Annotated in this window: 22 protein-coding genes and 1 tRNA gene; 8 read left to right on the top strand and 15 right to left on the bottom strand. The window is 64.1% G+C overall.

What is annotated here, in order from left to right:
• Positions 1–5: 5 nt before the first annotated feature.
• The gene (locus ACVJGD_RS29025) at positions 6–893 is read right to left on the bottom strand and encodes a YiiX/YebB-like N1pC/P60 family cysteine hydrolase (RefSeq protein ID WP_456637443.1); all 888 of its coding nucleotides are present in this window, start codon (positions 891–893) and stop codon (positions 6–8) included.
• A gap of 190 nt (positions 894–1,083) precedes the next feature.
• Between ACVJGD_RS29025 and ACVJGD_RS29020 the strand changes: the two genes are divergently transcribed.
• Together ACVJGD_RS29020 and ACVJGD_RS29015 are read left to right on the top strand one after the other, a co-directional pair.
• Complete coding sequence (locus tag ACVJGD_RS29020; RefSeq protein ID WP_456637442.1) at positions 1,084–2,505, top strand: flavin monoamine oxidase family protein; 1,422 nt, start codon at positions 1,084–1,086, stop codon at positions 2,503–2,505.
• On the top strand, positions 2,505–3,173 hold the full coding sequence (locus ACVJGD_RS29015; RefSeq protein ID WP_456637441.1) for a Dph6-related ATP pyrophosphatase: 669 nt from the start codon (positions 2,505–2,507) through the stop codon (positions 3,171–3,173). The genes ACVJGD_RS29020 and ACVJGD_RS29015 overlap by 1 nt, the downstream gene beginning before the upstream one ends.
• Positions 3,174–4,000: 827 nt before the next feature.
• Here ACVJGD_RS29015 and ACVJGD_RS29010 read toward each other — a convergent pair.
• The 8 genes from ACVJGD_RS29010 to infC all read right to left on the bottom strand — a co-directional run bounded on the left by ACVJGD_RS29010 (position 4,001) and on the right by infC (position 11,900).
• The gene (locus tag ACVJGD_RS29010; RefSeq protein ID WP_456637440.1) at positions 4,001–4,945 is read right to left on the bottom strand and encodes an MBL fold metallo-hydrolase; all 945 of its coding nucleotides are present in this window, start codon (positions 4,943–4,945) and stop codon (positions 4,001–4,003) included.
• Between the two features lie 48 nt (positions 4,946–4,993).
• The gene (locus tag ACVJGD_RS29005; protein ID WP_456637439.1) at positions 4,994–5,770 is read right to left on the bottom strand and encodes a sulfite exporter TauE/SafE family protein; all 777 of its coding nucleotides are present in this window, start codon (positions 5,768–5,770) and stop codon (positions 4,994–4,996) included.
• Positions 5,767–8,175 carry a phenylalanine--tRNA ligase subunit beta gene (pheT, locus tag ACVJGD_RS29000; RefSeq protein ID WP_456637438.1) on the bottom strand — a complete coding sequence of 803 codons (2,409 nt, stop codon included), beginning with the start codon at positions 8,173–8,175 and terminating at the stop codon, positions 5,767–5,769. The genes ACVJGD_RS29005 and pheT overlap by 4 nt, the downstream gene beginning before the upstream one ends.
• The gene (locus ACVJGD_RS28995; RefSeq protein ID WP_456637437.1) at positions 8,172–8,618 is read right to left on the bottom strand and encodes an endonuclease domain-containing protein; all 447 of its coding nucleotides are present in this window, start codon (positions 8,616–8,618) and stop codon (positions 8,172–8,174) included. Before ACVJGD_RS28995 ends, pheT begins: the two co-directional genes overlap by 4 nt.
• Positions 8,619–9,037: 419 nt before the next feature.
• Positions 9,038–10,120 (bottom strand): phenylalanine--tRNA ligase subunit alpha, encoded by a 1,083-nt coding sequence (pheS, locus tag ACVJGD_RS28990; protein ID WP_456637436.1) that lies wholly within the window; start codon positions 10,118–10,120, stop codon positions 9,038–9,040.
• Positions 10,121–10,234: 114 nt separating this feature from the next.
• Positions 10,235–10,594, bottom strand: a complete 360-nt coding sequence (gene rplT / locus ACVJGD_RS28985; RefSeq protein ID WP_456637435.1) for a 50S ribosomal protein L20 — start codon at positions 10,592–10,594, stop codon at positions 10,235–10,237.
• Positions 10,595–10,665: 71 nt separating this feature from the next.
• Positions 10,666–10,866, bottom strand: a complete 201-nt coding sequence (rpmI, locus tag ACVJGD_RS28980) for a 50S ribosomal protein L35 (protein ID WP_028164829.1) — start codon at positions 10,864–10,866, stop codon at positions 10,666–10,668.
• A gap of 494 nt (positions 10,867–11,360) precedes the next feature.
• Entirely contained in the window at positions 11,361–11,900 is a 540-nt protein-coding gene (gene infC / locus ACVJGD_RS28975) for a translation initiation factor IF-3 (protein ID WP_456640406.1), read from the bottom strand.
• Between the two features lie 242 nt (positions 11,901–12,142).
• Here infC and ACVJGD_RS28970 point away from each other — a divergent pair, with 242 nt between their 5' ends.
• Complete coding sequence (locus ACVJGD_RS28970; protein ID WP_456637434.1) at positions 12,143–12,958, top strand: alpha/beta hydrolase; 816 nt, start codon at positions 12,143–12,145, stop codon at positions 12,956–12,958.
• Between the two features lie 75 nt (positions 12,959–13,033).
• A complete protein-coding gene (locus ACVJGD_RS28965; protein WP_456637433.1) occupies positions 13,034–13,504 on the top strand; it encodes a nuclear transport factor 2 family protein in 471 nt (156 codons plus the stop codon).
• A gap of 133 nt (positions 13,505–13,637) precedes the next feature.
• On the opposite strand, the gene ACVJGD_RS28960 is transcribed toward ACVJGD_RS28965, so the two are convergent.
• The 4 genes from ACVJGD_RS28960 to ACVJGD_RS28945 all read right to left on the bottom strand — a co-directional run bounded on the left by ACVJGD_RS28960 (position 13,638) and on the right by ACVJGD_RS28945 (position 19,330).
• Positions 13,638–15,239 carry a PEP/pyruvate-binding domain-containing protein gene (locus ACVJGD_RS28960; protein ID WP_456637432.1) on the bottom strand — a complete coding sequence of 534 codons (1,602 nt, stop codon included), beginning with the start codon at positions 15,237–15,239 and terminating at the stop codon, positions 13,638–13,640.
• 70 nt (positions 15,240–15,309) lie between these two features.
• A complete protein-coding gene (locus ACVJGD_RS28955) occupies positions 15,310–17,238 on the bottom strand; it encodes a hypothetical protein (protein ID WP_456637431.1) in 1,929 nt (642 codons plus the stop codon).
• Between the two features lie 215 nt (positions 17,239–17,453).
• Positions 17,454–18,689, bottom strand: coding sequence for a tRNA epoxyqueuosine(34) reductase QueG (gene queG, locus ACVJGD_RS28950; RefSeq protein ID WP_456637430.1), 1,236 nt, complete (start codon positions 18,687–18,689; stop codon positions 17,454–17,456).
• Positions 18,638–19,330 (bottom strand): glutathione S-transferase family protein, encoded by a 693-nt coding sequence (locus ACVJGD_RS28945; RefSeq protein WP_456640405.1) that lies wholly within the window; start codon positions 19,328–19,330, stop codon positions 18,638–18,640. Before ACVJGD_RS28945 ends, queG begins: the two co-directional genes overlap by 52 nt.
• A 269-nt stretch (positions 19,331–19,599) precedes the next feature.
• Here ACVJGD_RS28945 and ACVJGD_RS28940 point away from each other — a divergent pair, with 269 nt between their 5' ends.
• Positions 19,600–20,406, top strand: a complete 807-nt coding sequence (locus ACVJGD_RS28940) for an undecaprenyl-diphosphate phosphatase (RefSeq protein ID WP_456637429.1) — start codon at positions 19,600–19,602, stop codon at positions 20,404–20,406.
• 108 nt (positions 20,407–20,514) lie between these two features.
• On the opposite strand, the gene ACVJGD_RS28935 is transcribed toward ACVJGD_RS28940, so the two are convergent.
• Positions 20,515–21,504: a complex I NDUFA9 subunit family protein gene (locus ACVJGD_RS28935; protein ID WP_456637428.1), complete on the bottom strand. Its 990-nt coding sequence runs from the start codon at positions 21,502–21,504 to the stop codon at positions 20,515–20,517.
• A gap of 154 nt (positions 21,505–21,658) precedes the next feature.
• Here ACVJGD_RS28935 and ACVJGD_RS28930 point away from each other — a divergent pair.
• The 3 genes from ACVJGD_RS28930 to ACVJGD_RS28920 all read left to right on the top strand — a co-directional run bounded on the left by ACVJGD_RS28930 (position 21,659) and on the right by ACVJGD_RS28920 (position 23,615).
• Positions 21,659–21,745: transfer RNA gene (locus tag ACVJGD_RS28930), tRNA-Leu, on the top strand.
• Positions 21,746–22,150: 405 nt separating this feature from the next.
• Positions 22,151–23,038 carry a cation diffusion facilitator family transporter gene (locus tag ACVJGD_RS28925; protein ID WP_456637427.1) on the top strand — a complete coding sequence of 296 codons (888 nt, stop codon included), beginning with the start codon at positions 22,151–22,153 and terminating at the stop codon, positions 23,036–23,038.
• Between the two features lie 151 nt (positions 23,039–23,189).
• Entirely contained in the window at positions 23,190–23,615 is a 426-nt protein-coding gene (locus ACVJGD_RS28920) for an ester cyclase (protein WP_456637426.1), read from the top strand.
• Between the two features lie 51 nt (positions 23,616–23,666).
• On the opposite strand, the gene ACVJGD_RS28915 is transcribed toward ACVJGD_RS28920, so the two are convergent.
• Positions 23,667–24,428: a glycosyltransferase family 2 protein gene (locus ACVJGD_RS28915; protein WP_456637425.1), complete on the bottom strand. Its 762-nt coding sequence runs from the start codon at positions 24,426–24,428 to the stop codon at positions 23,667–23,669.
• Between the last annotated feature and the right edge of the window lie 4 nt (positions 24,429–24,432).

Below are 24,432 nucleotides of genomic sequence, written 5' to 3'. Positions count from 1 at the left end.
CGCAATTAAGCCGCGAGCTCCGGCGCCTTCACTTCCGCAGCTTCAGGCGCCACCGGAAGCGGCGTTTCCTGGTCAATCGTTTCAGGAACAAGCGGCGGCGACTTTTCCTGAAACACACTGAATTCGCCCGCCACCTCCTCGAGCGGCTTCTGCTTGTCGGCCCAGTGCAGGGCGGTGTAGTCGAAGCCGTGCACGATGGTGGGTTTGACGACTTCGAAATAGGGCGAGATGTCGAAGTCGCGCGGCATGTAGAGCGAGGAATCCCGGATGTGCAGGATCTCGCGCCGCGCCTTGCGGCTCGAGGTGCGCGTGATCTTGGGCAGGATCGGATAGCGCACGGCATCGAAGGCCTGCGCGATCAGCGCCGAGCAGATGATCTTGGTGGGATCGCCAGAGCCGAAAGCGATCATCCGCCGCCGCCAGCGCTGCGGCACCGGCAGCGGGAACAGGTAGCGCGCGAGGTCGACGATGTTCTTGGTGTCGTAGCCAAAGCCGATCCGGTTGATGGCGTAGCGGCACACCGTATCGCGGTCCTCGTGGGACAGGCCGACCGGGCGGCAGAGGCGGGTATGATAGGGAAAATATTTCGACAACGGCGCAGAGGTCACGCCTTCGCCGATATTGGCCTCGATCAGCACATGCGGCTCGCCATCCGCCTCGCAGGCGCCGTCGACCGGTCCGACATAGAGCGCGGCGTGCGACCAGGTCGACTGCGTGAGGTATTTGATGATGCCGGAAATGCGATTGTTGCCTTCGACCAGCAGGACATCGCCAGGCTGGACCACGCCGCGCAGATGTTCCGGATCGCTCGGAGTGAACGGCTCGTAACCCGGGATCTCCTTCTGCAGGTAGCCCGCGATCACCTTGCCGACCGTGTCGAGCATGACGCCCATGAAACTTCCCCCCGCGCGGCTTGCCCTTCCGCTTTTTGGTTCCTTATCATGGTCGTGAGCCGTTGCAATTTGGTTCATCGGCGCAGCCGATCAATCATGATTGATTCACCATGATGGTTGCTGCGCAGCATGAGTTGCGGCAAGGTTCGCGGACCGTTCCCTTTTGCTTCAAGTCTGCGGAAACCATGACATGACAATCAGCCGCCGCAATTTCCTGTCGGCGTCCGCAGGCATTGCCGCTGTACCGCTGTTTGCCGGTCGCGGTGCGGCCGCCCCCGTGCGGGCGCGCGAGGCCGACGTCGTGGTCATTGGCGCAGGCGCTGCCGGCATTGCTGCGGCGCGGCGAGTATTGGCGGCGGGCCGCAAGGTGATCGTGCTGGAAGCGGCGAGCCAGGTCGGTGGCCGTTGCCAGACCGACAGTTCGACCTTCGAAGTGCCGTTCGACCGCGGCGCGCGCTGGGCGCACAATCCCGAGACCAATCCGATGGTCCGGCTCGCGCGGACCGCGGGGCTCGAACTGATGCCGGCGCCATCGGGCGAGAAGATCCGGATCGGCCGCCGCAATGCCCGTCCCGGCGAGACCGAGGAATTCCTGGCCGCGCTGGTGCGCGCCAATCGCGCGATCGACGATGCCGCGCGCCGGAGCGACGTGTCCTGTGCCTCGGTCCTGCCAAAAGAGCTTGGCGATTGGGCTGGCACGACGGAGTTCGTGCTCGGAGCCAGCTTCACCGGCAAGGACCTCAAGGACGTTTCGGTCGTCGACAAGGCGCGTGCGCAGGACCGCACCAGCGCGATCGCCTGTCGGCAGGGGCTCGGCACGCTGATCGCGAATCTCGGCGCGCAGTTGCCGGTGGCGTTGTCGACGCCCGCCAACCGCATCTCCTGGAGCAACCGCGACGTCGTCGTGGATACGCCCTCCGGCAAGATCCAGGCGCGCGCCGCCATCATCACGGTGTCGACCAATGTGCTCGCGGCCGGCAAGCTCAAGTTCGATTCCGAACTTCCCAGGCGCATCGGCGATGCCGTCGCAAAGCTCAGCCTCGGCAGCTACGACCGCATCGCGCTGGAGCTGCCCGGCAATCCGCTCGGCCTTGCGCGCGACGATGTCCTGATCGAGCAGAGCAATTCGACGCGCACCGCGCTGCTCTATGCCAATGTCGCCGGTTCATCCTTGTGCACGATCGACGTCGCGGGCTCGTTCGGTCGCGATCTGTCGGCAGAGGGTGAGCAGGCGATGGTCGCATTCGCGGTGGAATGGCTGAAGAAGCTGTTCGGAAGCGATGCGGTGGCCGGCATCAAGAAATCGAGCGCCACGCGCTGGAACGCTTCACCCCATATACTGGGGGCGATGTCGGTGGCGGCGCCCGGCGGGCAGGCCGCACGGAGAGCGCTGATCGATCCGGTCGGCTGCATGTATTTCGCCGGCGAGGCCACGCACGACACCTTGTGGGGTACGGTCGACGGCGCCTGGGAGAGCGGCGAGCGCGCCGCGGAAGGAGCGCTGCGTCGGATCGGCGCGTTGCCGGCTGCACCGGCGGCGGCACCACCCCAGAAGCAGCGCAGGCGCACGGCGCCGGCGCAATCGGCCCAGCCGCGAGGGCTGTTCGACTGATGCCACGGCCGAAGGCGTTGATTTCGTGGTCCAGCGGCAAGGACAGCGCGTTCGCACTGCATGAAGTGATGCAGGCAGGCGAGTTCGAGGTGGTCGGCGCGCTGACGACGGTCAGCGAGACCTTCGAGCGCGTCGCGGTCCACGGCGTGCGGCAGCAGATTTTGCGCGCGCAATGCGAGGCAGCAGGGCTGCCACAGCGGATCGTGCCGATCCCATATCCCTGCCCCAACGAAATCTATGAAGCGCGTATGGGTGAGGCGGTCACGCGGGCTGTCGCTGAGGGCATCACCCACATGATCTTCGGCGATCTCTTCCTCACCGATATCCGCGCCTACCGCGAGCAGAAGCTGGCCGGTACCGGCATCACCCCGATCTTCCCGCTGTGGGAGCGGCCGACGCCGACGTTGGCGAACGCGATGATCGCGAGCGGGCTGGAGGCTTATCTTGCGGCCGTTGACCTGAAGAAGTTGCCTGCGGAATTCGCCGGCCGCAGGTTCGATGCGCAGCTTCTCGCGGATCTGCCTGATGGCGTCGATCCATGCGGCGAGAACGGCGAGTTTCACACCTGCGTCGTCGCTGGCCCGATGTTCTCGCACCGGCTTGCCGTCACCACAGGCGAACGGGTAGCGCGCGATGGTTATGCGTATTGCGATCTGGTGATCGGGTAGATCGCGTAGGGTGGGCAAAGGCGCGTCAGCGCCGTGCCCACCATCCGCACTCCGCTCGCTATGGTGGGCACGCTTCCGCCTGTGCTTGTTTTGACAGTCGTGCGTGTAGTCGCTTTGCCCACCCTACGGACCTCTGTTGTGACACACATTCTCTCCTCGTCATTGCGAGCGAAGCAATCCATGCCTCAGCAAGTGGCGCGATGGATTGTTTCGCTGCGCTCGCAATGACGAGGATGCATTCGGATTTGAATGTCAAACAGCGCGGAGGGGATGTGAGTCCGCATTCTCGCGGCGCATTGCGTCCGAGGTTTGCTTCATTCTTCACCCTCTCGTCGAACAGAGGCAGGGAAAGCCGGGTGCCGGTTGCACTCGTGGGCCCCGTGCAACAAAAAGCACGGGGGTAGGACCACAGGTCAACCGAAGCAACTCCGGCTTTCCCTGCGCGATGGTTTTACAGCTTACTTCGTGCTCTTCCCGGTGACCGGGCTTTCTTGCCACCGTCACCTGCGGGATACTTCCCGCAAGCTTAGCGCCAGCGTCGGGGCGCCAGAACCACACGACTTCGCCGTCCGTGATGTGTGTGCTCGTCAGTCGCACGCATCGCGTCCACCGCATCTCACCGCAACGTTCGTGACGATCGCGACCCGCCCCTCATTCGGATGAGACGCGCGGAGTTAAATCACTGATTTGCCCGACGACGGAAGCGGAATATTTTTCGCGAGAGGAGTGGACAGGGCAAATCACGTTGATTGGATTAAGAAAAATCGTGCGAACCGCACAGCGCCTGGCATGGCCCGCCATGAGAGTGATTGCGGTTGATACGTCGCTCACACCGGCAGCTTCAACTCCATCAGATCCTTCGCTACCACGATACGGCCGGAAAAATTCTTCTTCACGTCTTCGGTCCAGTTATCGTCAGTGACGAGCGGGTCGTCTCCGGGCACGAAATGGCTCATGACCAGCACCTTGACCCCTGCGGCAGCCGCGACGCGGCCGACGTCCTCGGTCGTGGTGTGGCTCTCGAGAAGATGCTTCTTCAGTGTTGCTCCGTTCTTCGTCTTGGCGACCAGACGATCGACGGCAGGCATATACATGCATTCATGCACCAGCACGTCGGCTCCCTTGGCGAACTCGGCGAGCTTCGGATTGTAGGCGGTGTCGCTGGAGAACACGATGGTGCCATCAGGCGTTTCGAACTTGTAAGCAAAATTGTCGACGATGGGTGGATGCGGGGTGCGGAAGGCTGTGACCGTCACGTCGGACGTCTTCAACACCACACCGTCGTCGCCGACGTCTTTCGCGATCAGCAATTTGCGCGGATCGGGTCGGCCCTCATCCTCGATCCGCGTCTCGACATCGAATTTGTTCAACTCCCAAAACGCCTTGGTCATCGCCTCGATCCCCTTCGGACCGAACGAGTGGATCGGCGTCGACAGGCCGGCGGCCCAGGCATTGTAGAAGAGATTGCCGTATTCGAGATTGTGATCGGAATGATGGTGGGTGATGAAGATGTATTTGATGGAAGGGATTGGCACGCCCGCCTTCACGAGCTGACGGCTCACCCCCATGCCACAATCGATCACAAACGGCGTGTCGTTGACCACAACGAGGTTGGCAGGATTTGAGGCGCCGATGCCGACGCGCGGGCCGCCTTTGGTGCCCAGAAACACGATGCGCGTCCGAGGCTTTGCGGCCTGTGCCAGCACGGCCGGCGCGGCAAGTGCGGCTGCGGCGCTGAGCGCCAGTTTCAGCGCGTTCCGGCGATCGATCATGGATACCTCCCTCAGCCTTTTTCTTTCTTGCGCATCCAACGTCCGAATCTAGCGTCCGCGCAGCACGCCGTCGAGGGCGGGCAGGCCGACGATGACGGCGGCGGCGATCAGGGCGTAGCAGATGGCGCGGAAGACGCGTTCGCTGGCTTTGCCGAACAGAGAGGCGCCGAACCAGACGCCGATGGCGTAGACCGGCCCGACCACGAGCGAGAACTTGATGGAATCGGCGGTGATCAGGCCGGTGAAGAGATAGCTCACGACGGAAAAGAAGTCCGAGGCGCCGAAGAACAGCACGATGTTGGCGCGCGCGACCGTGGGAGTGATCGGGCGACCGAGCCAGTAGCCGACGATCGGGGGGCCGCCGGTCTGGGCGAGGCCACTGCAAAAACCGGAGAGGCCACCGATGCCGATGGAAAGCGCTGCGTGGTCCTTGCCGTGATAGCGCCAGCCTGACAAGAGCAGCGCCATCAGCGCGGCGACGAAACCCGAAATGATCCAGCGCGTGGTCACGGGGTCGAGCACGCTGAGAAAGTACGTGCCGATCGGCACACCGACGAATGCGCCGAGCACCATGATCGCGGTCGCCTTGCGGTCAGCCTTCTGCCACGCGCTCGGAAGCAGCGGCATCGCGGCGACGAAATCGATGATCAGCAGCAGCGCCGCCACCAGCCGTGGCGCGGCGACGCTGCTCGCCAGCGGCATGAAGATCAGCGCCGAGCCGAAGCCGGAAAATCCGCGCGCCGTGCCCGAGACGAAGGCGATGGCACAGATCGCCAGCGCAACGTTGAGGCTGACGTCGGAAGGGATGAGACCAAACGGGCTCATCCCCGGAGAGTGCCGCCGGTCTTCTTCGTGACCTCAGTGACGATCTTGCCCGCCACCGCGTCGATCTCCTGGTCGGTCAGCGTCTTTTCGCGCGGCTGAATGGTGACCGCAATCGCGATCGACTTCTTGCCGTCCTCCATGCCCTTGCCCTCGTAGACGTCGAACACGGTGACCTCGGTGATCAGCTTCTTGTCCGCGGCCAGCGCGGCGCGAACGATGTCGCCCGCCTTGACGCTGCGATCGACGATAAAGGCGAAGTCGCGCGACACCGGCTGGAATGCGGAGAGTTCGAGCGCGGGCTTGGCGCGGGTCGGCTTGCGCTTGGAATCGGGGATGCGATCAAGGATCACCTCGAACGCGATCATCGGGCCATCGGCACCGAGCGCCTCCAGCGCGCGCGGGTGCAACTCGCCGAAATGGCCGAGCACGTTCTGCGGGCCGATCTGGATGGTGCCGGAGCGACCGGGATGCAGCCAGCCGGGGCCGCCGGGCACAATCTGCAGCGCCTGCACCGGCGCGCCGGCCGCCGCCAGCACGGCGAACGCGTCGGCCTTGGCGTCGAACGCATCAGTCGTGGCCGAGCCGGACCAGGTGCGACCGACACCTTCCGAGGGCGCGAAGCCGTGGCGCACGCCGGACGCGGCAACGAACTGGTCTTCCGGCCTGTCGCCCTTGAACACCTGGCCGACCTCGAACAGCGTCACGTCGGGATAGCCGCGGTTGATGTTGGCCTGCGCTGCGGCAACCAGGCCGGGCAGCAGGCTCGGCCGCATGTCCGAGAGGTCAGATGCGATCGGGTTGGCAAGCACCAACTCGGCTTGTCCACCGCCGAACAATTCCGCTGCGGGTTTTGAGATGAACGACCAGGTCACGGCTTCCACCATGCCGCGCGCGGCCAGCGCCCGCTTGGCACGCCGGGTGCGGAGCTGGATCGCGGTCAGGACTGGCTTGCGCGGCTCCTCGCCGCGATCGAACGGCGTCTCCGGCACCTTGTCGACGCCGACGATGCGGACGATCTCCTCGACGATATCGGCCTTGCCATGCACGTCGGTGCGCCAGGACGGCACCGCGATCTTCACGACCGGCCCGGTGCCCGCGACCATGAAGCCGAGATGGGTGAGGATGCGCTTCGTCTCGACCAGCGGCACCTCGATTCCGGCGAGGCGCTTGACCTCGGTAAGCGGAAAATCGATCACGCGGTCGTCGCCGAATCGATTGCCGACGACGATGTTTTCCGACGGCGCGCCGCCGCACAATTCCATCACCATCTTGGTCGCAAGCTCAAGGCCCGGCACCATGAAGGCCGGATCGACGCCGCGCTCGAAGCGGTAACGCGCATCCGAATTGATGCCGAGCTTGCGCCCGGTCTGAGCGATGTTGATCTCGTTCCACAGCGCCGATTCGATCAGGACGTCGGTGGTGTTCTCGTCGCAGCCGGAGGCCTCGCCGCCCATGATGCCCGCGAGCGATTCGACGCCGGCATCATCGGCAATGACGCACATCGAGGAATCGAGCGTGTAGGTGCGGCCGTCGAGCGCGAGCAGCGTCTCGCCGTCGCGGGCACGACGCACCACCAGATTGCCCTTCACCTTCCGGGCATCGAACACGTGCAGCGGGCGCGCGCGGTCGTAGGTCATGAAGTTGGTGATATCGACCAGCGCATTGATCGGCCTGAGGCCGATCGCGGCCAGGCGCTTCTGCAGCCATTCCGGCGACGGGCCGTTCTTCACGCCGCGCACCAGCCGCAGCGCGAAGCCCGGGCAGAGCGAGGCGTCTTCCACCGTCACCGTCACGGGCGAGGCGAACTCGCCCTTGATCGGCTTGATCGCTGGGTCGATGAACTTGCCCATGTCGGCGGCGGAGAGATCGCGCGCGATCCCATGCACGCCGGTGCAATCCTGCCGGTTCGGCGTCAGGTTGATCTCGATCACGGGATCGCCGAGCCCGGCCCATTCGGCATAGCCCTGGCCGACGGGCGCGTCGGCAGGCAGTTCGATGATGCCGTCATGATCGTCGGAAATCTCGAGCTCGGCCGCCGAGCACAGCATGCCGCGGCTCTCGACGCCTCTGATGGTGCCGACGCCGAGCGTGATGTTCTTGCCGGGAATGAAGGTGCCGGGGGCCGAGAACACGCTGATCAGGCCGGCGCGTGCATTCGGTGCGCCGCAGACCACCTGCACCGGCGCAGCGCCGTTGCCGGTGTCGACCATGCAGACCCGCAGCCGATCGGCATTCGGATGCTGCTCGGCCGAGATCACGCGCGCAATGGTGAACGGCGCCAGCGCCTTCGCCTTGTCCTCGATGCTCTCGACTTCGAGCCCGATCATGGTGAGCTTGTCCGCGAGCTTTTCCAGCGGCTCGTCGGTGTCGAGATGTTCCTTCAGCCAGGAGAGGGTGAATTTCATTTGCTCTGCTTCTCTGCAAGCGCGCGATCTTCCCTCCCCCGCCTGCGGGGGAGGGTCAGGGTGGGGGCTCTCTCCGCAACGCTTGCGGCAATTGTTTCGAGCACCCCAGCGCGGTTGGTCATGACATCGAGATTGCTGAAGCGAAGAACTTTGAAGCCCTTTGCTTCGATGATCGCCGAGCGAGCAGCATCGGCACGCTCGCCTTGATCGGAAAAATGCTGTCCGCCATCGAGCTCGATAGCGAGCTTGGCGGCATGGCAGACGAAATCGGCGATGAAGTTTTCTATGGGGACCTGACGTCGGAAACTGATCCCGTTCAGTCGGTGAGTGCGAAGCTCCGACCACAGGATGCGTTCTGCATCGGTCGAGTTGCGCCGGAGCGCGCGCGCGTTGGCACGCAGTCTGTCCGACATCTTCCATTCGGGATGTTCGGGATCAACCATTGGCAGCCCCTTTGTGGAGAGACCCTCACCCCAACCCTCCCCCGCACGCGGGGGAGGGAGCCCCACCTGTTGCGCGGATGGAGCGAAAGTATCCTCGTGACACAAACTCAGCGCTATCCATTCCCTCCCCCGCCTGCGGGGGAGGGTCAGGGTGGGGGCTCTATCCGCCCAGGGGTTGCCGATGTGACTCGCGAACTCAAACCTCGGTGTCGGGCTTCTGAGCTCGTGCTTCGAAATTCTCTTCGCGGAGACACCCTCACCCCAGCCCTCCCCCGCAGGCGGGGGAGGGAGTCCCACCGTTCGTGCGGATGGAGCGAAAGTATCCTCGTGACACAAACTCAGCGCTATCCATTCCCTCCCCCGCCTGCGGGGGAGGGTCAGGGTGGGGGCTCTATCCACCCAGGGACTGCCAAGGTGGCTCACGAACTCAGGCCTCCCGCCAGCGTCGGGAGCTCCAGCGGCTTGAAGCCGTAGTGGCTGAGCCAGCGGACGTCGCTGTCGAACAGTTGGCGCAGGTCGCTCATGCCGTATTTCAGCATCGCGATGCGGTCGATGCCCATGCCCCAGGCAAAGCCCTGGTAGACGTCGGGGTCGAGGCCGCAGGCGCGCAGCACGTTCGGGTGCACCATGCCACAGCCCAAAATTTCGAGCCAATCCTCGCCCTCGCCGAAGCGGATCTCGCCCTTGTCGCGGCGGCACTGGATGTCGACCTCCAGCGACGGCTCGGTGAACGGGAAGAACGAAGGCCGGAAGCGCATGTTGATGTGGTCGACCTCGAAGAACGCCTTGCAGAACTCATGCAAAATCCACTTGAGGTGGCCGAGATGCGACTGCTTGTCGATCACGAGCCCCTCGACCTGGTGGAACTGCGGCGTGTGGGTCGCGTCCGAATCGATGCGATAGGTGCGGCCGGGACAGATCACGCGGATCGGCGGTTTTTGGGTGAGCATCGTGCGCACCTGCACCGGCGAGGTGTGGGTCCGCAGCAGCATGCGCGAGCCGTCTTCCTTCGGGTTGAAGAAGAAGGTGTCGTGCATTTCGCGCGCGGGATGGCCGATCGGGAAATTCAGCTTTGTGAAGTTGTAGTCGTCGGTCTCGATGTCAGGACCTTCGGCGACCGAGAATCCCATGTCGGCGAAGATCGCCGTCAGTTCGTCCCAGACCTGGCTGAGCGGATGGATGCGGCCTGCTTCGGCCGGCGCCTCGCGCAGTGGCAGCGTGACGTCGACGGTTTCGGAAGCAAGCCGGGCGTCGAGCGCGGCGGCTTTCAGCACCTCACGCCGCGCGGCGAGCGCCTGCGTGACCTTGTCCTTGGCGAGATTGATCGCCGCGCCCTGCGTTTTGCGCTCCTCCGGCGACATCTTGCCCAGCGTCGCAAGCAGCGCCGAGATCGAGCCCTTCTTGCCGAGGGAGGCGACGCGCACCGCTTCCAGCGCCGCTTCGTCGCTGGCGCTGGCAATATCAGAGAGGATCTGGGATTCGAGTTGAGTGAGGTCGGTCATGGCAATCCCTTTTGGCCAGGATACCAAGCCGGCGCTCCCAGCCCGGCATGCCCGGACCTAGCCGGGCATGACAACTTCCAGAAACTTCGCAGAAAGACGAATGCGACGATAGCTTCAGGCCGCGAGGGCGGCCTTGGCCTTCTCGGCGATCGCCTGGAACGCAGCCGGTTCGTGGATCGCGAGATCCGACAGCACCTTGCGGTCGACAGCGATGCCTGACTTGGAGAGGCCGTCGATAAATCGGCTGTAGGTCAGGCCGAACGGACGCACGGCGGCGTTGAGGCGTTGGATCCAGAGCGCGCGGAAGGTGCGCTTCTTGCGCTTGCGGTCGCGGAACGCATATTGGCCGGCCTTCTCGACCGCCTGCTTGGCGACGCGGATGGTGTTCTTGCGGCGGCCGTAATAGCCCTTGGCGGCCTTGTAGACTTTCTTGTGCTTGGCGTGGGCGGTCACACCGCGTTTGACGCGAGACATGACGTAAATCCTTAGATTTCTGAAGTGGTGACGGGGCCGCGCAGGCGGCGGCCGGGTTCAAGCGGCTCAGCTCAGGCGTTCGGCAAGAAATACTTCTTGATGTTGTCGCCGTCGGTCTTGAACAGCACGCGGGTGCCGCGGAGCTGGCGGATCTGCTTGTTGGTCCGCTTGATCATGCCGTGGCGCTTGCCGCGCTGGGCGTGCATCACCTTGCCGGTACCGGTCACTTTGAAGCGCTTTTTAGCGCCCGATTTGGTCTTCAGCTTGGGCATTTGGCTCTCCTTAAACGCCAGCACGAAACCGCCCGCGAGGGGCGTCGGCCGGCTAAAATGCTCGTTAGAGCGTTGAATGTGCTCAGGTTTTTCTGAAAATGAGCAACCCGCACAGGACGTCGCCACGGCAGCCCTTGATCAGCCGGGCGGCGAAGGCTGCGCTTATGGCAGAGTGGGGGCGAATTGGCAATCCCGGAACTGTCGGCTGGGCCGACTCTGCCTGTCGGGGATCATGCCGGTCCCCGGGGGTGCTTCACCTCTCCCGCTTGCGGGGGAGGCGTAGGCCGCCCTCGGCGGCCGTTCTTAAGACGCGCCGAAGCGGAGCTTCGGCTATGGCGTAGCGCCGGGTGGGGGCTGTTTCCGCTTGCGAGGGCCTGAATCGCGGAGAGACCCCCACCCCGGCCCTCCCCCGCAAGCGGGAGAGGGAGAAGAGAACGAAAACGCCCGCCGGACCGGTCCGGCCGGCGTTTCCTTTCATCGATCGAAGATTCCGGTCAGCGCGGTGCCAGCACCATCACGACCTGGCGGCCTTCGAACTTCGCGTCCTGCTCGACCTTGGCATATTGCGCGACGTCGGCCTTGACCTTGTCCAACAGCTTGGTGCCGATCTCCTGGTGCGCCATCTCGCGACCTCGATAGCGCAAGGTGATCTTGACCTTGTCGCCTTCCTCGAAGAAGCGTTGCATCGCGCGCATCTTCACGTCGTAGTCGTGATCGTCGATCATCGGACGGAGCTTGATCTCCTTGATCTCGACGATCTTCTGTTTCTTGCGGGCTTCGGCGGCTTTCTTCTGCGCAGAATATTTATACTTCCCGTAGTCCATGATCTTGCAGACGGGAGGATTCGTATTCGGCGAAATCTCGACCAGGTCCATGCCTGCTTCCATGGCCATCTTGATGGCCACCATGGTTTCGACGGTGCCCATATTGGTACCGTTCTGGTCGATCAGTTGGATCTGCGCGTTGCGGATGTCATCGTTGGTGCGCGGCCCGTCTTTGGCGACAGTGGGCGGGGCTCTATTGGGACGGCGAATGGGTAACTCTCCAAAGTTGTGAAGGAAGGCGATATTTTGAAGCAATACGTGGCAACGGGCAAGCGTGCTCGCAAGTTGCATCCCAAAACCGTCAAATGCGCGGCATTTGGGTCACGCGATGCAGCAGATATTTGGTGAGCGGATACTCTACAAGGAGCGACACCTTGTCCGCGCACGGTTTACCCCATGTCTACCGTTTACCCCATGTCTATCGAAAACGCACTGACGAGAATGACGATCCCATGACCACTTCCGCGACGATCGACCAGGAACCAGAGTTCATCGAGGTAGGGAACGGCGCCGATCGCCGCCGCATCGCGGTACGTGTGCGCAGAGGTCGCAGCCTTGCGCATGGTCTTGAGCGTTGTCCTGGGCTGTTCTGGCTCGGCGGCTTCAATTCCGACATGAAGGGCACCAAGGCGGTCGCGCTTGACGCGTGGGCTGTGGAACAGGAACGCGCCTTTGTCCGGTTCGATTATTCCGGCCATGGCGAATCCGGCGGCAAGTTCATCGACGGCACCATCGGGCGCTGGCTCGAAGAGAGTGTCGCAGTGTTCACGCAGTTCTGCAGCGGGCCGCAAGTCGTGATCGGCTCGTCGATGGGGGGATGGATGGCGCTGCTGCTGGCGCGCGAGCTTGCAAAGCGTGCCGACAGCCGCGCCTCGCTCGCAGGGATGGTGCTGATCGCGCCGGCGCCGGATTTTACCGAAGAACTGATGTGGAAGGGCTTTTCGCCTGACATCCGCAAGGAGATCGAGACCAAGGGTGTCTGGCTGCGGCCCTCGCAATATGGCGACACGCCCTATCCGATCACGCGGACTCTGATCGAGGAGGGACGCCATCATTTGTTACTCGGAGCCAAGATCGATGTCGGCTGCCCGGTGCGCATCCTGCAGGGCGCGCAGGATCCCGACGTGCCCTGGCAACATGCATTCTCGCTGGCGCATCGGCTGCCGAGCGAGGACGTGGTGCTGACCATGATCCAGGACGGCGACCACCGCCTGTCGCGCCCGCAGGACATCGCCCGGATCATCGCGGCTGTGGCGGAGATCGGGTAGAGCATGATCCGGAAAAGTGGAAACCGGTTTTCCGAAAAGATCATGCTCAAATAAAGAGCGCAGGGAGGAATAACAATGGACACAGCAAGCCTGCTCCGCGCCTTCTGCGACGCGGTCGAACGGCGCAAGGGCGCGGCATTCGCTGATTTGTTCACCGAAGACGGCGTCTATCACGACGTCTTCTATGGCGCGTTCACCGGGCGTGCTGCGATCGCTGAGATGATCGACGACGTGTTCTATCGCACCGCGACTGACTTCCGCTGGGACATGCATGATCCCGTCAGCGACGGCCGTACGCTCTATGCGCGCTACACATTCAGCTACCGCTCGATGCTGCCGGAGGCTGGTGGCGCACGGGCGATGTTCGAGGGCGTCGCGATCATGACGCTTCGCGACGGCCGCATCGCGGAATATCACGAGGTCGCCAACACCGCGCCTGCCTTCCTCGATATGCACTTTGTGCCGGAGCGGATTGCAAAGATCGTCGCCAAGCAGGGCGCCGCGCTGAAGGCGCGTCCGGAAATGGCGCGGCATCTCGCGACGTAACGGCTGTCATTCCGGGGCGCGCGTCAGCGCGAACCCGGAATCCATCGGGCCACGGGCGCAAGCGGCGAAATGGATTCCGGGTTCGCGACTTCGTCGCGCCCCGGAATGACGCGAGATGAGCAATGCCGCTCGCTCAAGCCGGCGCTGACTTGCGCGTCTGTGGCCGCGCGCGCCAGCTCGCGATCTCGGCAAGCTCCGCTTCGGGCCGCCTCACCACCGTTTCACGCCGTCCGAGATGGATGTTGCCGCTGTCGCCATCGATGGTGATCCAGTCGCCGGCCAGGATGGCCGACTTGCCGAGCGAGGCACGTTCGGCCGCTGCGTCGATCGTCATGTCGGCGCATCCGACGACGCACGGTTTGCCCATCTGGCGCGCGACCAGCGCGGCATGGGCTGTGCGCGCGCCGACGGCCGTGACGATGCCGGCCGCCACCGCAAAGCCGGCGACATCGGCCGTGCTGGTATCGGGGCGCATCAGGATCACGGGGTCGCCGGCGGAGGCCAGGCGCTCTGCGCTTTCGGAATCGAAGGCGGCGCGTCCGACCGCAATGCCGCCGGAGGCGCCGATGCCGGTGACGACCGGATCCTCCGCCGTCACCAGCGAGACTTCGACCAACGAGGCGAGGTCGACATCGGCGATGCGGCTCAGTCCTTCCTTCGGCGTGATCAGCCCCTCATGCACGAGATCGATCGCGATCTTTAGCGCAGCGCGTGGCGTGCGCTTGGCGGAGCGCGTCTGCAGGATCCACAATCTGCCGTCCTCGACGGTGAACTCGACGTCCTGCACGTCGCAAAATTCCCGTTCCAGCCGTTTCAGGATGTCGCCGAGCTCGGTCGTGAGCCGGGGCAGCGCGCGGGCGATCGTTCCTTCGCTGTCGGGTGTGCGCCGGCCCGACACGACGTCCTCTCCCTGCGCATCGAGCACCAGGTCGATCATCGGCCGCGCTGCGCCGTTCGAAGGATCGCGCGAGAAGGCAACGCCTGCGCCCGAGGCGAGACCGCCATTGCCGAACACCATCGCCTGCACCGTCACGGCGGTGCCCTTGAGATCGTCGAGCTTCTGCAGCCGACGATAGGTCTGCGCGCGCTCGCTCATCCAGGACTGATAGACGGCGCGGGCCGCGCGTTCGAGCTGCTGCCCGGCGTCCTCGAGCCAGCCGTCGTCGCGGTCCTCGATCAATGCCTGCTCGTCGGCGGCGAGCCGTTCGATCGCCTCGCCGTCGAGCTCGCGATCGGTCGCAACGCTTTCCTCCGCGGTCAGCTCGGCGATCCGCGCAGCAAATGGCGCGAGGTCGAAGCCGAGCACGGTCTCGGCAAAACTCTCGAGGAAACGCCGGCGGCAATCCCATGCCAATCGCGGCCGGCCGGTGGCGCGGATCAGGCCGTGCACCGCGCGCGAGGTGCAGCCGACATTGAGGACAGTCTCCAGCATGCCCGGCATCGACCGCGCGGCGCCTGAGCGCACCGAGACCAAAAGCGGATGCCGATGATCACCGAAGCGTTTCCCGGTCGCGCTCTCCAGGAATGCGATGCCTTCCTTCAGCCCGTCGCGCAAGCGCCGTTCCGCGTGCGCATGCTTGTCGGCGAGATCGGCGCAGAGTTTCACCGGCAGCACGAAAGCCGGCGGCACCGGCAGGCCGAGCGCCGCCATCGTGGCGAGGTTCGCAGCCTTGGCGCCGATCTCCTCGGTCGGGTGACAGATGGTCTCCTCGCCGCCGATACGCACGATTTGCATCTCACACTCCCTTTTATTTGAGCATGATCTTTTCGGAAAACCGGTTCCCACTTTTCCGGATCATGCTCGCTCAGGCTGCCAGGTCGATCATGATGTGCCGCCGCAACAGGTGCCCGAAGCCGGCGAGGCGGTCGGTCGAGCGTTCCACGGCGCGGGCGAGTTCGAGCACCGAAAGCGAGGTGGCGACGTCGTGGCCGCCAGTGAACACCAGCGCGGTGATGGCGCGTTCCTTTTCGTCGGCGGCGTGCTCGGCGTCGACCAGGCGGACGACAGCGGCGAGCGCATCCTCGGAATCGGCGCGGCGGCCCTCCGGCACTTCGATCGCAGCGGCAAGTCCGCTGGCGGCAGCTTCAGTTGCGGTGATGGCGACCGCGCAGAGTTCGGCGAGCGCGGACACCAGTGATTTGTCGAGTTCTGTCGGCGCGAGCGACGCGATGAAGGCGGCCTGTTCGAGCTCATCGACGGCTTCTTCCGCGCGGTCGATCAACTGTCCGATGACAGGCCGCGCGTCGAGCCGGCCGACTTCGCGCCGCGCTTCGAAGGCGAGGCGGTCTGCCTTCTGCTCGATACGCGCCGCACGCGCGGCGAGCACCTTGCCATCGACAGCCTGGCTGGCCTGCAGGGTCGCGACATAACGGGAGATCGCGGCGACGAGGTCGTGCGCCAGTCCGACCTGGCGCAGCACCATCGCCAGCAGCGCGCTCTCCACGCGCTCCAGCCGCCGCACCAGATCGGCCTCGATCTGGTCGCGCACCATCCTCACCGATTGGCCGGCGAGCAGCGCCTCGGTCGAAAGCCGCAGCACCGTTTTCAGGAAATCGATCGCGGCGGCGCGTCCGAGCGCCTGGTCCAGCCGCTCGCCGAAGCCGATACGGGCCGGCGCGGCATTGCGCACGGCGCCGCCGAGCAATTCATTGCCGCCGAGTTCGAGGAAGGCGCGGTGGCCTATTCTGTGCCGCGCCGCCCATTCCAGGATCCGCGCGGCGTCGTCCTTGGCGACCCAGGTTCGCAGCAATTTCCGCGCCTTGTTCCAGTCGATCAGGAACACCAGCGCGGCACCGACCGCGGCCAGGAAATCGTTGCGGTCCGCGGCGCTTCCACCTTCGAACTGGCCGGTGACGAGGAAGAAGGCGTTATCCTCGCCAAGGCCGCTGGCCGCATGGCGATCGAGCCCGCTCCATTTTGCGTCGAACTTGTCGAACAGCGAGATGAAGAATTTCGCCCGAGCCAGATGCACGTCGCTGTAGGTGACGGTGACCGCGTTCTTCCGGACCGCGATCACCAGCACATGCGCGTCGGTGGTGCCGATGTCGTTCTGGATCAGGAGCCGGCCGTCGGACCGCATCGCCATGGTGTCGAGGCCCGGATGATCGAATTTGAGGCCGCGCGTCTCGTTCAGGCCCTTCATGAAACTTTCGACGGGCGCGCGGTCCTCGCTGTGCAGGCCGAACACATGGGCGCCGGCCAGAATCTCTTCCGAGCAGCCGGCGGCGAGCTTGTTGAGCGCCTTGTGCAGCTCCATCACCAGCCGGTGCAGGCTGTCGCCGCTCTCTTCGCCGACGCCGGTCAGCCGCGCGATCCGCGCGAGCTCGATCTCGCTGGATGCGTCCAGCAGGCCGGCGGCGCGGATCGCGTCCAGCCGTGCATTCGCCTTCTCGCCGTCCGCCACGCTGCCGGCATTGACCGCGCGGATCATGGTCGCGATGTCGTCCTGGATCTCCTTCATCAGCTTCGCGAGACTAGGTGCGCTGAGACGGCTGTCGCCGATCATGTGCGCGCCGCCGACCAGCGAGGCGATGGTGGCCGGCGCGATCCCCGCGGCATGGCTCTCCACAGCAAGCTCGTTGATCGGGTGATCGGGCTGCCGCGCATGTTCGGCGGCGGCTTGCAGCGCGCTCAAGCGGACCTTGATGCGATCGTTGGCGGCGAGGCCTTCGGCCACCAGCGATGGCAGCAGAATGTCGGCCTGTCCGAGTTCACTGATGATCTTGGCTTTCATGACCTGCACCCGCGCGAGACATTGCTGCGGTCTCTATGCCTCGCGTCCGGGGCGGTCTCCTTGCGCTAGATCATTCATGTGGTTGTCATATTCGACTCGGTCGCTACGTCTTCGCAGGGAATCGCTGTTGACCCTCATGGTGAGGAGGCGCGCAAGCGCCGTCTCCGGACGATGCTTCGCATCGCCTGGAGAACCATGAGGCCCGGTCGGTGGCCTCATCCTTCGAGACGCGCTGCGCGCTCCTCAGGATGAGGGTTTGGCACCGGGGAAGATACGCACCATTCTTCTCGCACCGTCGCATCCGCTTCGGCGGCGATGGCGTTTGATGCCAACTCGGCAAATGCCTCACGTTCCATCAGTTGCGACAAGGCCCACACGGCCGCGCCGCGCACCAGCGGGCTGGCATCGTCGAGCAGGCGCTCGGCCTCGCCGGCCAACGTGGCATCGTCGGAGTTGCCGATCGCGATCAGCACGTTGCGGACAAAGCGGTCGCGGCCGATGCGCTTGACCGGCGATTTCGAAAACAGCGCGCGAAACGCGGCATCGTCGAGCCGCACGAGATCGGCAAGGTCAGGCGCGCGCAACTCCGCGCGGGCCGCAAGTTTCGCTTCGTGCCCTGCCTGCGCGAACTTGTTCCACGGACACACCGCGAGGCAATCGTCGCAGCCATAAATGCGGTTGCCGAGCGATTTACGGAATTCGCGCGGGATCGGGCCCTTGCTCTCGATGGTGAGATAGGAGATGCAGCGCCGCGCATCGAGCTTGTAGGGCGCTGGAAATGCCGCGGTCGGGCAGATGTCCTGGCAGGCGCTGCAGGAGCCGCAATGATCGATGTCGGCGGCATCGCGCGGCAGGTCGGTTGCGGTGAAGATCGCACCGAGGAACAGCCATGAGCCGAAGTCACGCGACACCAGGTTGGTGTGCTTGCCCTGCCAGCCGAGACCGGCGGCCTGCGCCAGCGGCTTTTCCATCACGGCGGCGGTGTCGATGAACACTTTCACGTCATCGCCGCTGGCCGCGACCAGCCAACGCGCCAGCGCCTTCAGCCGCTTCTTGATCACGTCGTGATAATCATCACCCTGCGCGTAGGCCGAGATCGCGCCACGGTCGCGGCGCTTCAGGATCTCAAGCGGATTCGCGTCGGGCCCGTAATTGACGCCGAGCATGATGATCGAGCGCACGCCAGGCCATAGCACGCGCGGATCGCTGCGGCGCTCCGGGTGCGCTGCGAGCCAATCCATGTCGCCATGGCCGCCCAAGTCGAGGAACTCGCGGAAATATTTGCCCGCCTGTCCGATCGCGCCGGGATCGGTCACCCCGATGCAGTCAAAGCCGAGCGCGCGGGCTTCGTGTTCGAGCGCGGATTTGAGATCGGCCGGTGAAAGCTTCGGCGCAGGGGTCAGAAGTCGAGGTCCACATAGGTCCGCGACGCCGGCACGCCCGCCAGCCATTCGCTGAGCAGCGGACGGAACGACGGGCGGGATTTCACCCGCGCGTACCATGCCTTTGCTGCGTCGTCCTCGCTCCATGGCACGTCGCCCAGATAGTCGATCGCCGAAAGATGCGCCGCGGCGGCGAGATCCGCGTACGACAGCCGGTCGCCGGCGAGATAGTTCCGCGTCCGCGCCAGCCAGCCGATATAGGTCAGATGATAGCGCACATTAACCTTCGCCGCGCGAAGCATCTCCGCATTCGGTGCGCCTCCGCCATCCTCCTCGCTCATGAAGCGCTTGTAGATGCGCTCGGTCACCAGCGGATTGGAGGCCTCCTCGAAGAACTTGTCGTTGAACCAGGACATCAGCCGGCGCACCTCGACGCGCTCTGCGGTCGAGGTCGGCATCAGGCGCCGGTCGCCGGCCTTGAGCCCATGCGCCTCGTCGAGATATTCGGCGATCACGCCGACACCGGGAACCGGCGGGAAACCCTCGGCGATCAAGGTCGGCGTCGTTGCCGCCGGATTGAGCGCCAGATAGGCCTCGCGACGTTCCCAGACCCGTTCCTCCACCAGCCGCAGATCGAGCCCGTATTCGCCGAGCACCAGGCGAATGAAACGGGAATGCGGACAGAACGGATGATGAAACAGCGTGTACATGAAGTCCTTCAGCATTTCACGGCCTGATCATGTCGAAGCCGCGGCAGATTCCGGACACTAGATCATGATCGGATCGGATGAAATCGGATCATGGTCCGATGTCTTTGTTTGAGCATGATCTTTTCGCAGAACCGGCCTGCCGCTTCTCCGGATCATGCTCTAGCCAATCAGACGAATCAGGCAACCTATGTTTGGCGCTTTTAGCGATTGCAGCAAAACGGGGAATAGGCGAGAAGGACCCGATTTCTCCAGCAAAAGCAGGCCACATCATGATGACCGATACGTTGCGGGCGGTGATTCTGGGCATAATCGAAGGCGTCACGGAATTCCTGCCCGTTTCATCGACCGGGCATCTCCTGCTGGCGGAACGCTTCTTCGGGCTCGGCGAGGGCGCCTTCTGGGACAGCTTCACCGTTCTGATCCAGCTCGGCGCGATCCTTGCGATCGTCGGACTCTATTTCACCAAACTGTGGCGGGTGGCGCTCGGCATGTTCACCAATGCCGATGACCGGCGCTTCGTCATCGGCGTGCTGGTCGCGTTCCTGCCGGCGGTCATCGTCGGCCTCATTGCCGGCAAATACATCAAGAGCGTCCTGTTCAATCCATGGGTCGTGTGTTTCTCGTTGATCGTCGGCGGCGCCATCCTGCTGTGGGTCGATCAGCTCGAGCTCAAGCCGCGCGAACATGACGCGACGAGATATCCGCTGATGATGTATCTGTGGATCGGCATTGCGCAGTGCTTTGCGATGATCCCGGGCGTGTCGCGCTCCGGCGCCTCGATCGTCGCGGCGATGCTGCTCGGCTCCGACAAGCGCGCGGCGGCGGAGTTCTCGTTCTTCCTGGCGATCCCGACCATGATCGGCGCCTTCGCCTATGATTTCTACAAGAACCGCGCCGAGATGACGACGGACAATCTGTTGATCGTCGCGATCGGATTCGTGGTCTCGCTCGTCACCGCGGTGATCGTGGTGAAGACCTTCCTCACCTATGTCACCCGCCACGGCTTCACGCTGTTCGCGTGGTGGCGCGTCATCGTCGGCACGCTCGGCCTGATCGCGCTGGCGCTGGGGGGGTAAGGGTCCGGCAATTTGTAGGGTGGGCTAAGCGTAGCGTGCCCACCATCCACATTCGATGCAAGAAAAGGTGGGCACGCTGCGCTTTGCCCACCCTACGATTCGACTGACTCAAGCCTGGGACGGTGGACGATACGTGTTCTTGCGCTCGAACTGTCCGGCGGGGCGGAAGCGCCAGAGATATTGCGGGGCGATTGCTTCGAGCGAATCGGCCGTGATGCCCAGCCCTTCGAAGGTGAGGCCGGCAGCCTTGGCGGCGTCCGACACCACATTGTCCTTGCGCAGCAGCTCGACCTGATCCGCCGTGAGCTTCAGCGCGCCCGGCGCGAATTGCAGGAACGCAGCCATGATCCTGGCAAGGCCGAACGGCAGCGAAACCAGCGCCCGGTCACGGTCGGTGATTTCAAGGATCGTTTCCATGATCTCGCGCATGGTCAGCACTTCCGGGCCGCCCAGCTCGTAGATCGCGCCCGGCCTGGTCTTGCCGTCGACGGCATCGGCCACAGCGGTGGCGACGTCGCCGACAAAGGCCGGCTGCATCCTGGTCAGGCCGCCGCCGACCAGCGGGATCGCCGGCGACATCCGGGCCATCGCCGCAAAGCGGTTGGTGAATTGATCCTCCGGCCCGAACACCAGCGACGGACGCAGGATGGTCGCCGACGGCGAGGCCGCCAGCACCGCCGCTTCGCCGGCCGCCTTGGCGCGGGCATAGGCGGAGGCCGAATCGGCATCGGCGCCGATCGCCGAGACATGCACCACCCGCGCGCCCTCGGCGCTGGCGGCCGCAGCCACCGCCTCGGCCCCCTTGGCCTGGACCGCCTCGAAGGTCTGCCCGCCGCTTTCGGTGAGGATGCCGACCAGGTTGATGGCGACATGCGAATCGCGCATCGCGGCCTGAACGGAGGCGGGGTAGCGCAGATTGGCCTGGACCGCGTGGATCTGGCCGACCTTGCCCAGCGGCTGCAGGTGCCCGGCCAGTTCCGGCCGCCGGACCGCGACACGGATGCGGTAATCGCGCTTGCACAGCGCCCGGACCACGTGCCGCCCCAGGAAGCCCGATCCGCCAAAGACCGTGACGAGCGTATCCAGGTTCGATGCCATGGGGTCAGTTCCTGCGGGTCGAAATAGCTGCGATTTTGGGGCCTGTTCGGGCGGGTGTCGCGATACGCCATCGCGGCCACCCTGTACAGACTATTTGACTTTCCAATCGTCTATTTGACAAGCGCGCGACCGGTCCTTACTAACCCCGCCACGTGCCCAGGTGGCGGAATTGGTAGACGCGCTGGCTTCAGGTGCCAGTGGCTTCACGGCCGTGAAGGTTCGAGTCCTTTCCTGGGCACCACTCCCCTTTTCAAGTGGTTAAAATCGCCGATTTGAAGCCGCAGAGCCGCAGCCCGGGTGGAGCGGAACGCGCAACCCGGGATCTGTGAGAGTGGTTGTGAGCGGCCCCGGGCTACGGAGCATTGTCCCGGCACCGAAAAACGGAATGGCTCCGGCCTTCTCTCGCTTGGCGGCAGCACAAGTGGGACCGTTGTCGACTGACAGTGTTAGAGCGCGCACCCCGCCCGTCGGGTAGTCGCGTGCCAAGCCGGCTTCATTTGACAGAACGTCCGCCGCGCCGTGACGGCACTCCGCCACTGAGGCGAGCGCAAATGAAATTCATTCGCATTTGAAAGTCCCAATCGAAGTTGCAAGCCTGCCGTCGCTTCGGTACAGCACGCGCCCATCACCCAGCATGATCTGTGCGATGAACAAGCCACTGAGCTTTGCAATAGGAAGCATTCTCGTCAGCGTGTTGGTGCTTGGGTTGAAAAGCCTGGCGTACTGGCTGACCGGCTCCATTGCGCTCTACTCCGATGCGCTCGAAAGCATCGTCAACGTTGTAACGGCCGTTGTTGCATTGCTGGCGGTCCACATCTCGGCCAAGCCAGCCGACGCCAATCATCCGTTCGGACACCACAAGATCGAATACTTCAGTGCAGTCCTGGAGGGAGTGATGATCATCATCGCTGCGCTCCTGATTGTGCGCGAGGCGTACGCCGGCTTCCTGCATCCGAGACAGCTTGCCGTAGTGCCGGAAGGCCTGCTCGTGAACGGGTTCGCCAGCAGCATCAACGCCGCCTGGGCCTGGGTGCTGATCACACGGGGACGGCGCGTGCGCTCGCCGGCGCTTGTTGCAGACGGCCGGCATCTCCTGACCGATGTGATCTCATCCGTCGGCATCCTGCTCGGACTTGTGCTCGCGCTCTTCATGAAATGGCAGTTTCTTGATCCCGCACTTGCTCTCATGGTCGCGGCGACAATCCTGTGGACCGGCTGGGGGGTCCTCAGGGAGTCCGCCGGCGGCCTGCTCGACGAAGCGGTACCTGAGGCGACGTTAAGCGTCATTCGCCGGACGATTGCCGACCATGCGGCAGGTGCGCTGGAGGCTCACGATATCCGCACCCGCCACGCCGGACGTGTGACGTTCATCGAGTTTCACCTCGTCGTTCCCGGTCAGATGACGGTGTCAGAGGCGCACCGGATATGTGACCGGCTCGAAGCGGCGTTACGGGCGGATGATGAGGACAGGCGCATTACGATTCATGTGGAGCCGGAAGAAAAGGCCAAACACTCGGGTATCGTGGTTATCTGAAATCGATTTGCGTCTGAGCTTGCCAACGGCCGCGGGTTATGTGTTCCGCTCCACCCGGGCTACGGGGCTAACGACGATTGTCCCCAATGAAATGTTCCTTCTTTGAGTGACGTTGATCCATGTTACCAATGGTCTTCGCCAGAGAGAATTGATGATGTCCGACAACGCAGTCTTGCGCGACCTGTTCGACCGGTGGGAGCGCGTGTGGCACGATGCCAAATTCGATCTCGTCCCTGAATGCGTCTGTCCTCACTACGTCAGGCATGATGAAGCCGGTGATCGAACCGTAACGCGGGAAGCCTACGCGGCCGAACTCGCCAAGTTAAGACGGGACAGGCCCGATGTGCGGATCATTGTGTACGATCACCTTCTGCACGGAAATCGTGCCTGGTATCGTTTCACAATGAAGTGGACCGACCAGGGCACCGGCAAGGTGTGCACCCGAGCGGGCCTGCAGGTATATCGTATCGAGGACGGCAAGCTCGCCGAGACGTGGGTCACGCTCCAACCGCTCGGCTCGGTGTGGAACGATCTTGCGGCGCAGGAAAGCTGGACGAGCCCGCCACCCATGAAGTGATGGCAGCCGTATCCTCGCCGATGTGGGAAGCGATGGAGCAGCGGCCGCCCTTCAACCGTCGCGCTTCGCTTGCGCGGAATATTCCGCAAGACGCCGCCATTTCGCGGCAGCGTATTGCCGGTTGTACTGTGCCACGCCCCAGCCGGCGGCGCCGTCCAGGAATCCCAGGCGCAGAACGTAGACTTTCAGGAAGGCGGCCAGGCCATGCAACGGGGCAGCGAGGGGGCCTGCGCGGCGGCCTCGGGCGTTCATTTGCTGTGCTGCGGCTCGGGAATAGCGGTCGATCTTGTCCTTTGCGTCGGACCAGGATTCGATGGAATCATGCTCGATGGTGACATCGATCCGTCTGATGGGGCCGTCGACGATCAGCCCTTCGTGGACCAGGTCGTCGGAAAATCGCGCTTGCCCGCGCTGGAACAGGCGAACGACGTAATCGGAGGACCAGCCTCCGAACCGCAACGCCTTGCCGCAGAAACGCGAGCGCCGGAGCGTCCGGTAGGCGGCAGGCGCGTCCGGCGCGTTGATGGCGCTCCGGATGCGATCACGAAAATCCGGCTCGATCCATTCGTCGGCGTCAAGCGACAGAACCCAGTCGCCTTGCGCCAGATCGAGTGCACGGCTCTTCTGCGGCCCGTATCCCGGCCAATCCGATGTCACCACGACACGCGCGCCGCTGGCGCGGGCGATCTCCACCGTTCGATCCGTGCTGCCGCTGTCGACCACGATGATCTCGTCCGCATCGACCGAGCGCAGGCACCGTGCGATGCAGTGCTCTTCGTTCTTGGTGATCACGATGAGGGACAGGCTCGGCATGCCG

Source organism: Bradyrhizobium sp. USDA 10063, assembly GCF_054063735.1.
Note: the sequence above shows the minus strand (reverse complement) of the source record. Positions and strands in the feature narration are given on the sequence as shown.

Coding starts and splice junctions, on each gene's coding strand:
- ACVJGD_RS29025 (WP_456637443.1), bottom strand. CDS start 893: ATGGGCGTCATGCTCGACACGGTCGGCAAGGTGATCGCGGGCTACCTG.
- ACVJGD_RS29020 (WP_456637442.1), top strand. CDS start 1,084: ATGACAATCAGCCGCCGCAATTTCCTGTCGGCGTCCGCAGGCATTGCC.
- ACVJGD_RS29015 (WP_456637441.1), top strand. CDS start 2,505: ATGCCACGGCCGAAGGCGTTGATTTCGTGGTCCAGCGGCAAGGACAGC.
- ACVJGD_RS29010 (WP_456637440.1), bottom strand. CDS start 4,945: ATGATCGATCGCCGGAACGCGCTGAAACTGGCGCTCAGCGCCGCAGCC.
- ACVJGD_RS29005 (WP_456637439.1), bottom strand. CDS start 5,770: ATGAGCCCGTTTGGTCTCATCCCTTCCGACGTCAGCCTCAACGTTGCG.
- pheT (WP_456637438.1), bottom strand. CDS start 8,175: ATGAAATTCACCCTCTCCTGGCTGAAGGAACATCTCGACACCGACGAG.
- ACVJGD_RS28995 (WP_456637437.1), bottom strand. CDS start 8,618: ATGGTTGATCCCGAACATCCCGAATGGAAGATGTCGGACAGACTGCGT.
- pheS (WP_456637436.1), bottom strand. CDS start 10,120: ATGACCGACCTCACTCAACTCGAATCCCAGATCCTCTCTGATATTGCC.
- rplT (WP_456637435.1), bottom strand. CDS start 10,594: ATGTCTCGCGTCAAACGCGGTGTGACCGCCCACGCCAAGCACAAGAAA.
- rpmI (WP_028164829.1), bottom strand. CDS start 10,866: ATGCCCAAGCTGAAGACCAAATCGGGCGCTAAAAAGCGCTTCAAAGTG.
- ACVJGD_RS28970 (WP_456637434.1), top strand. CDS start 12,143: ATGACCACTTCCGCGACGATCGACCAGGAACCAGAGTTCATCGAGGTA.
- ACVJGD_RS28965 (WP_456637433.1), top strand. CDS start 13,034: ATGGACACAGCAAGCCTGCTCCGCGCCTTCTGCGACGCGGTCGAACGG.
- ACVJGD_RS28960 (WP_456637432.1), bottom strand. CDS start 15,239: ATGCAAATCGTGCGTATCGGCGGCGAGGAGACCATCTGTCACCCGACC.
- ACVJGD_RS28955 (WP_456637431.1), bottom strand. CDS start 17,238: ATGAAAGCCAAGATCATCAGTGAACTCGGACAGGCCGACATTCTGCTG.
- queG (WP_456637430.1), bottom strand. CDS start 18,689: ATGGCTGGCGGGCGTGCCGGCGTCGCGGACCTATGTGGACCTCGACTT.
- ACVJGD_RS28945 (WP_456640405.1), bottom strand. CDS start 19,330: ATGTACACGCTGTTTCATCATCCGTTCTGTCCGCATTCCCGTTTCATT.
- ACVJGD_RS28940 (WP_456637429.1), top strand. CDS start 19,600: ATGATGACCGATACGTTGCGGGCGGTGATTCTGGGCATAATCGAAGGC.
- ACVJGD_RS28935 (WP_456637428.1), bottom strand. CDS start 21,504: ATGGCATCGAACCTGGATACGCTCGTCACGGTCTTTGGCGGATCGGGC.
- ACVJGD_RS28925 (WP_456637427.1), top strand. CDS start 22,151: ATGAACAAGCCACTGAGCTTTGCAATAGGAAGCATTCTCGTCAGCGTG.
- ACVJGD_RS28920 (WP_456637426.1), top strand. CDS start 23,190: ATGATGTCCGACAACGCAGTCTTGCGCGACCTGTTCGACCGGTGGGAG.
- ACVJGD_RS28915 (WP_456637425.1), bottom strand. CDS start 24,428: ATGCCGAGCCTGTCCCTCATCGTGATCACCAAGAACGAAGAGCACTGC.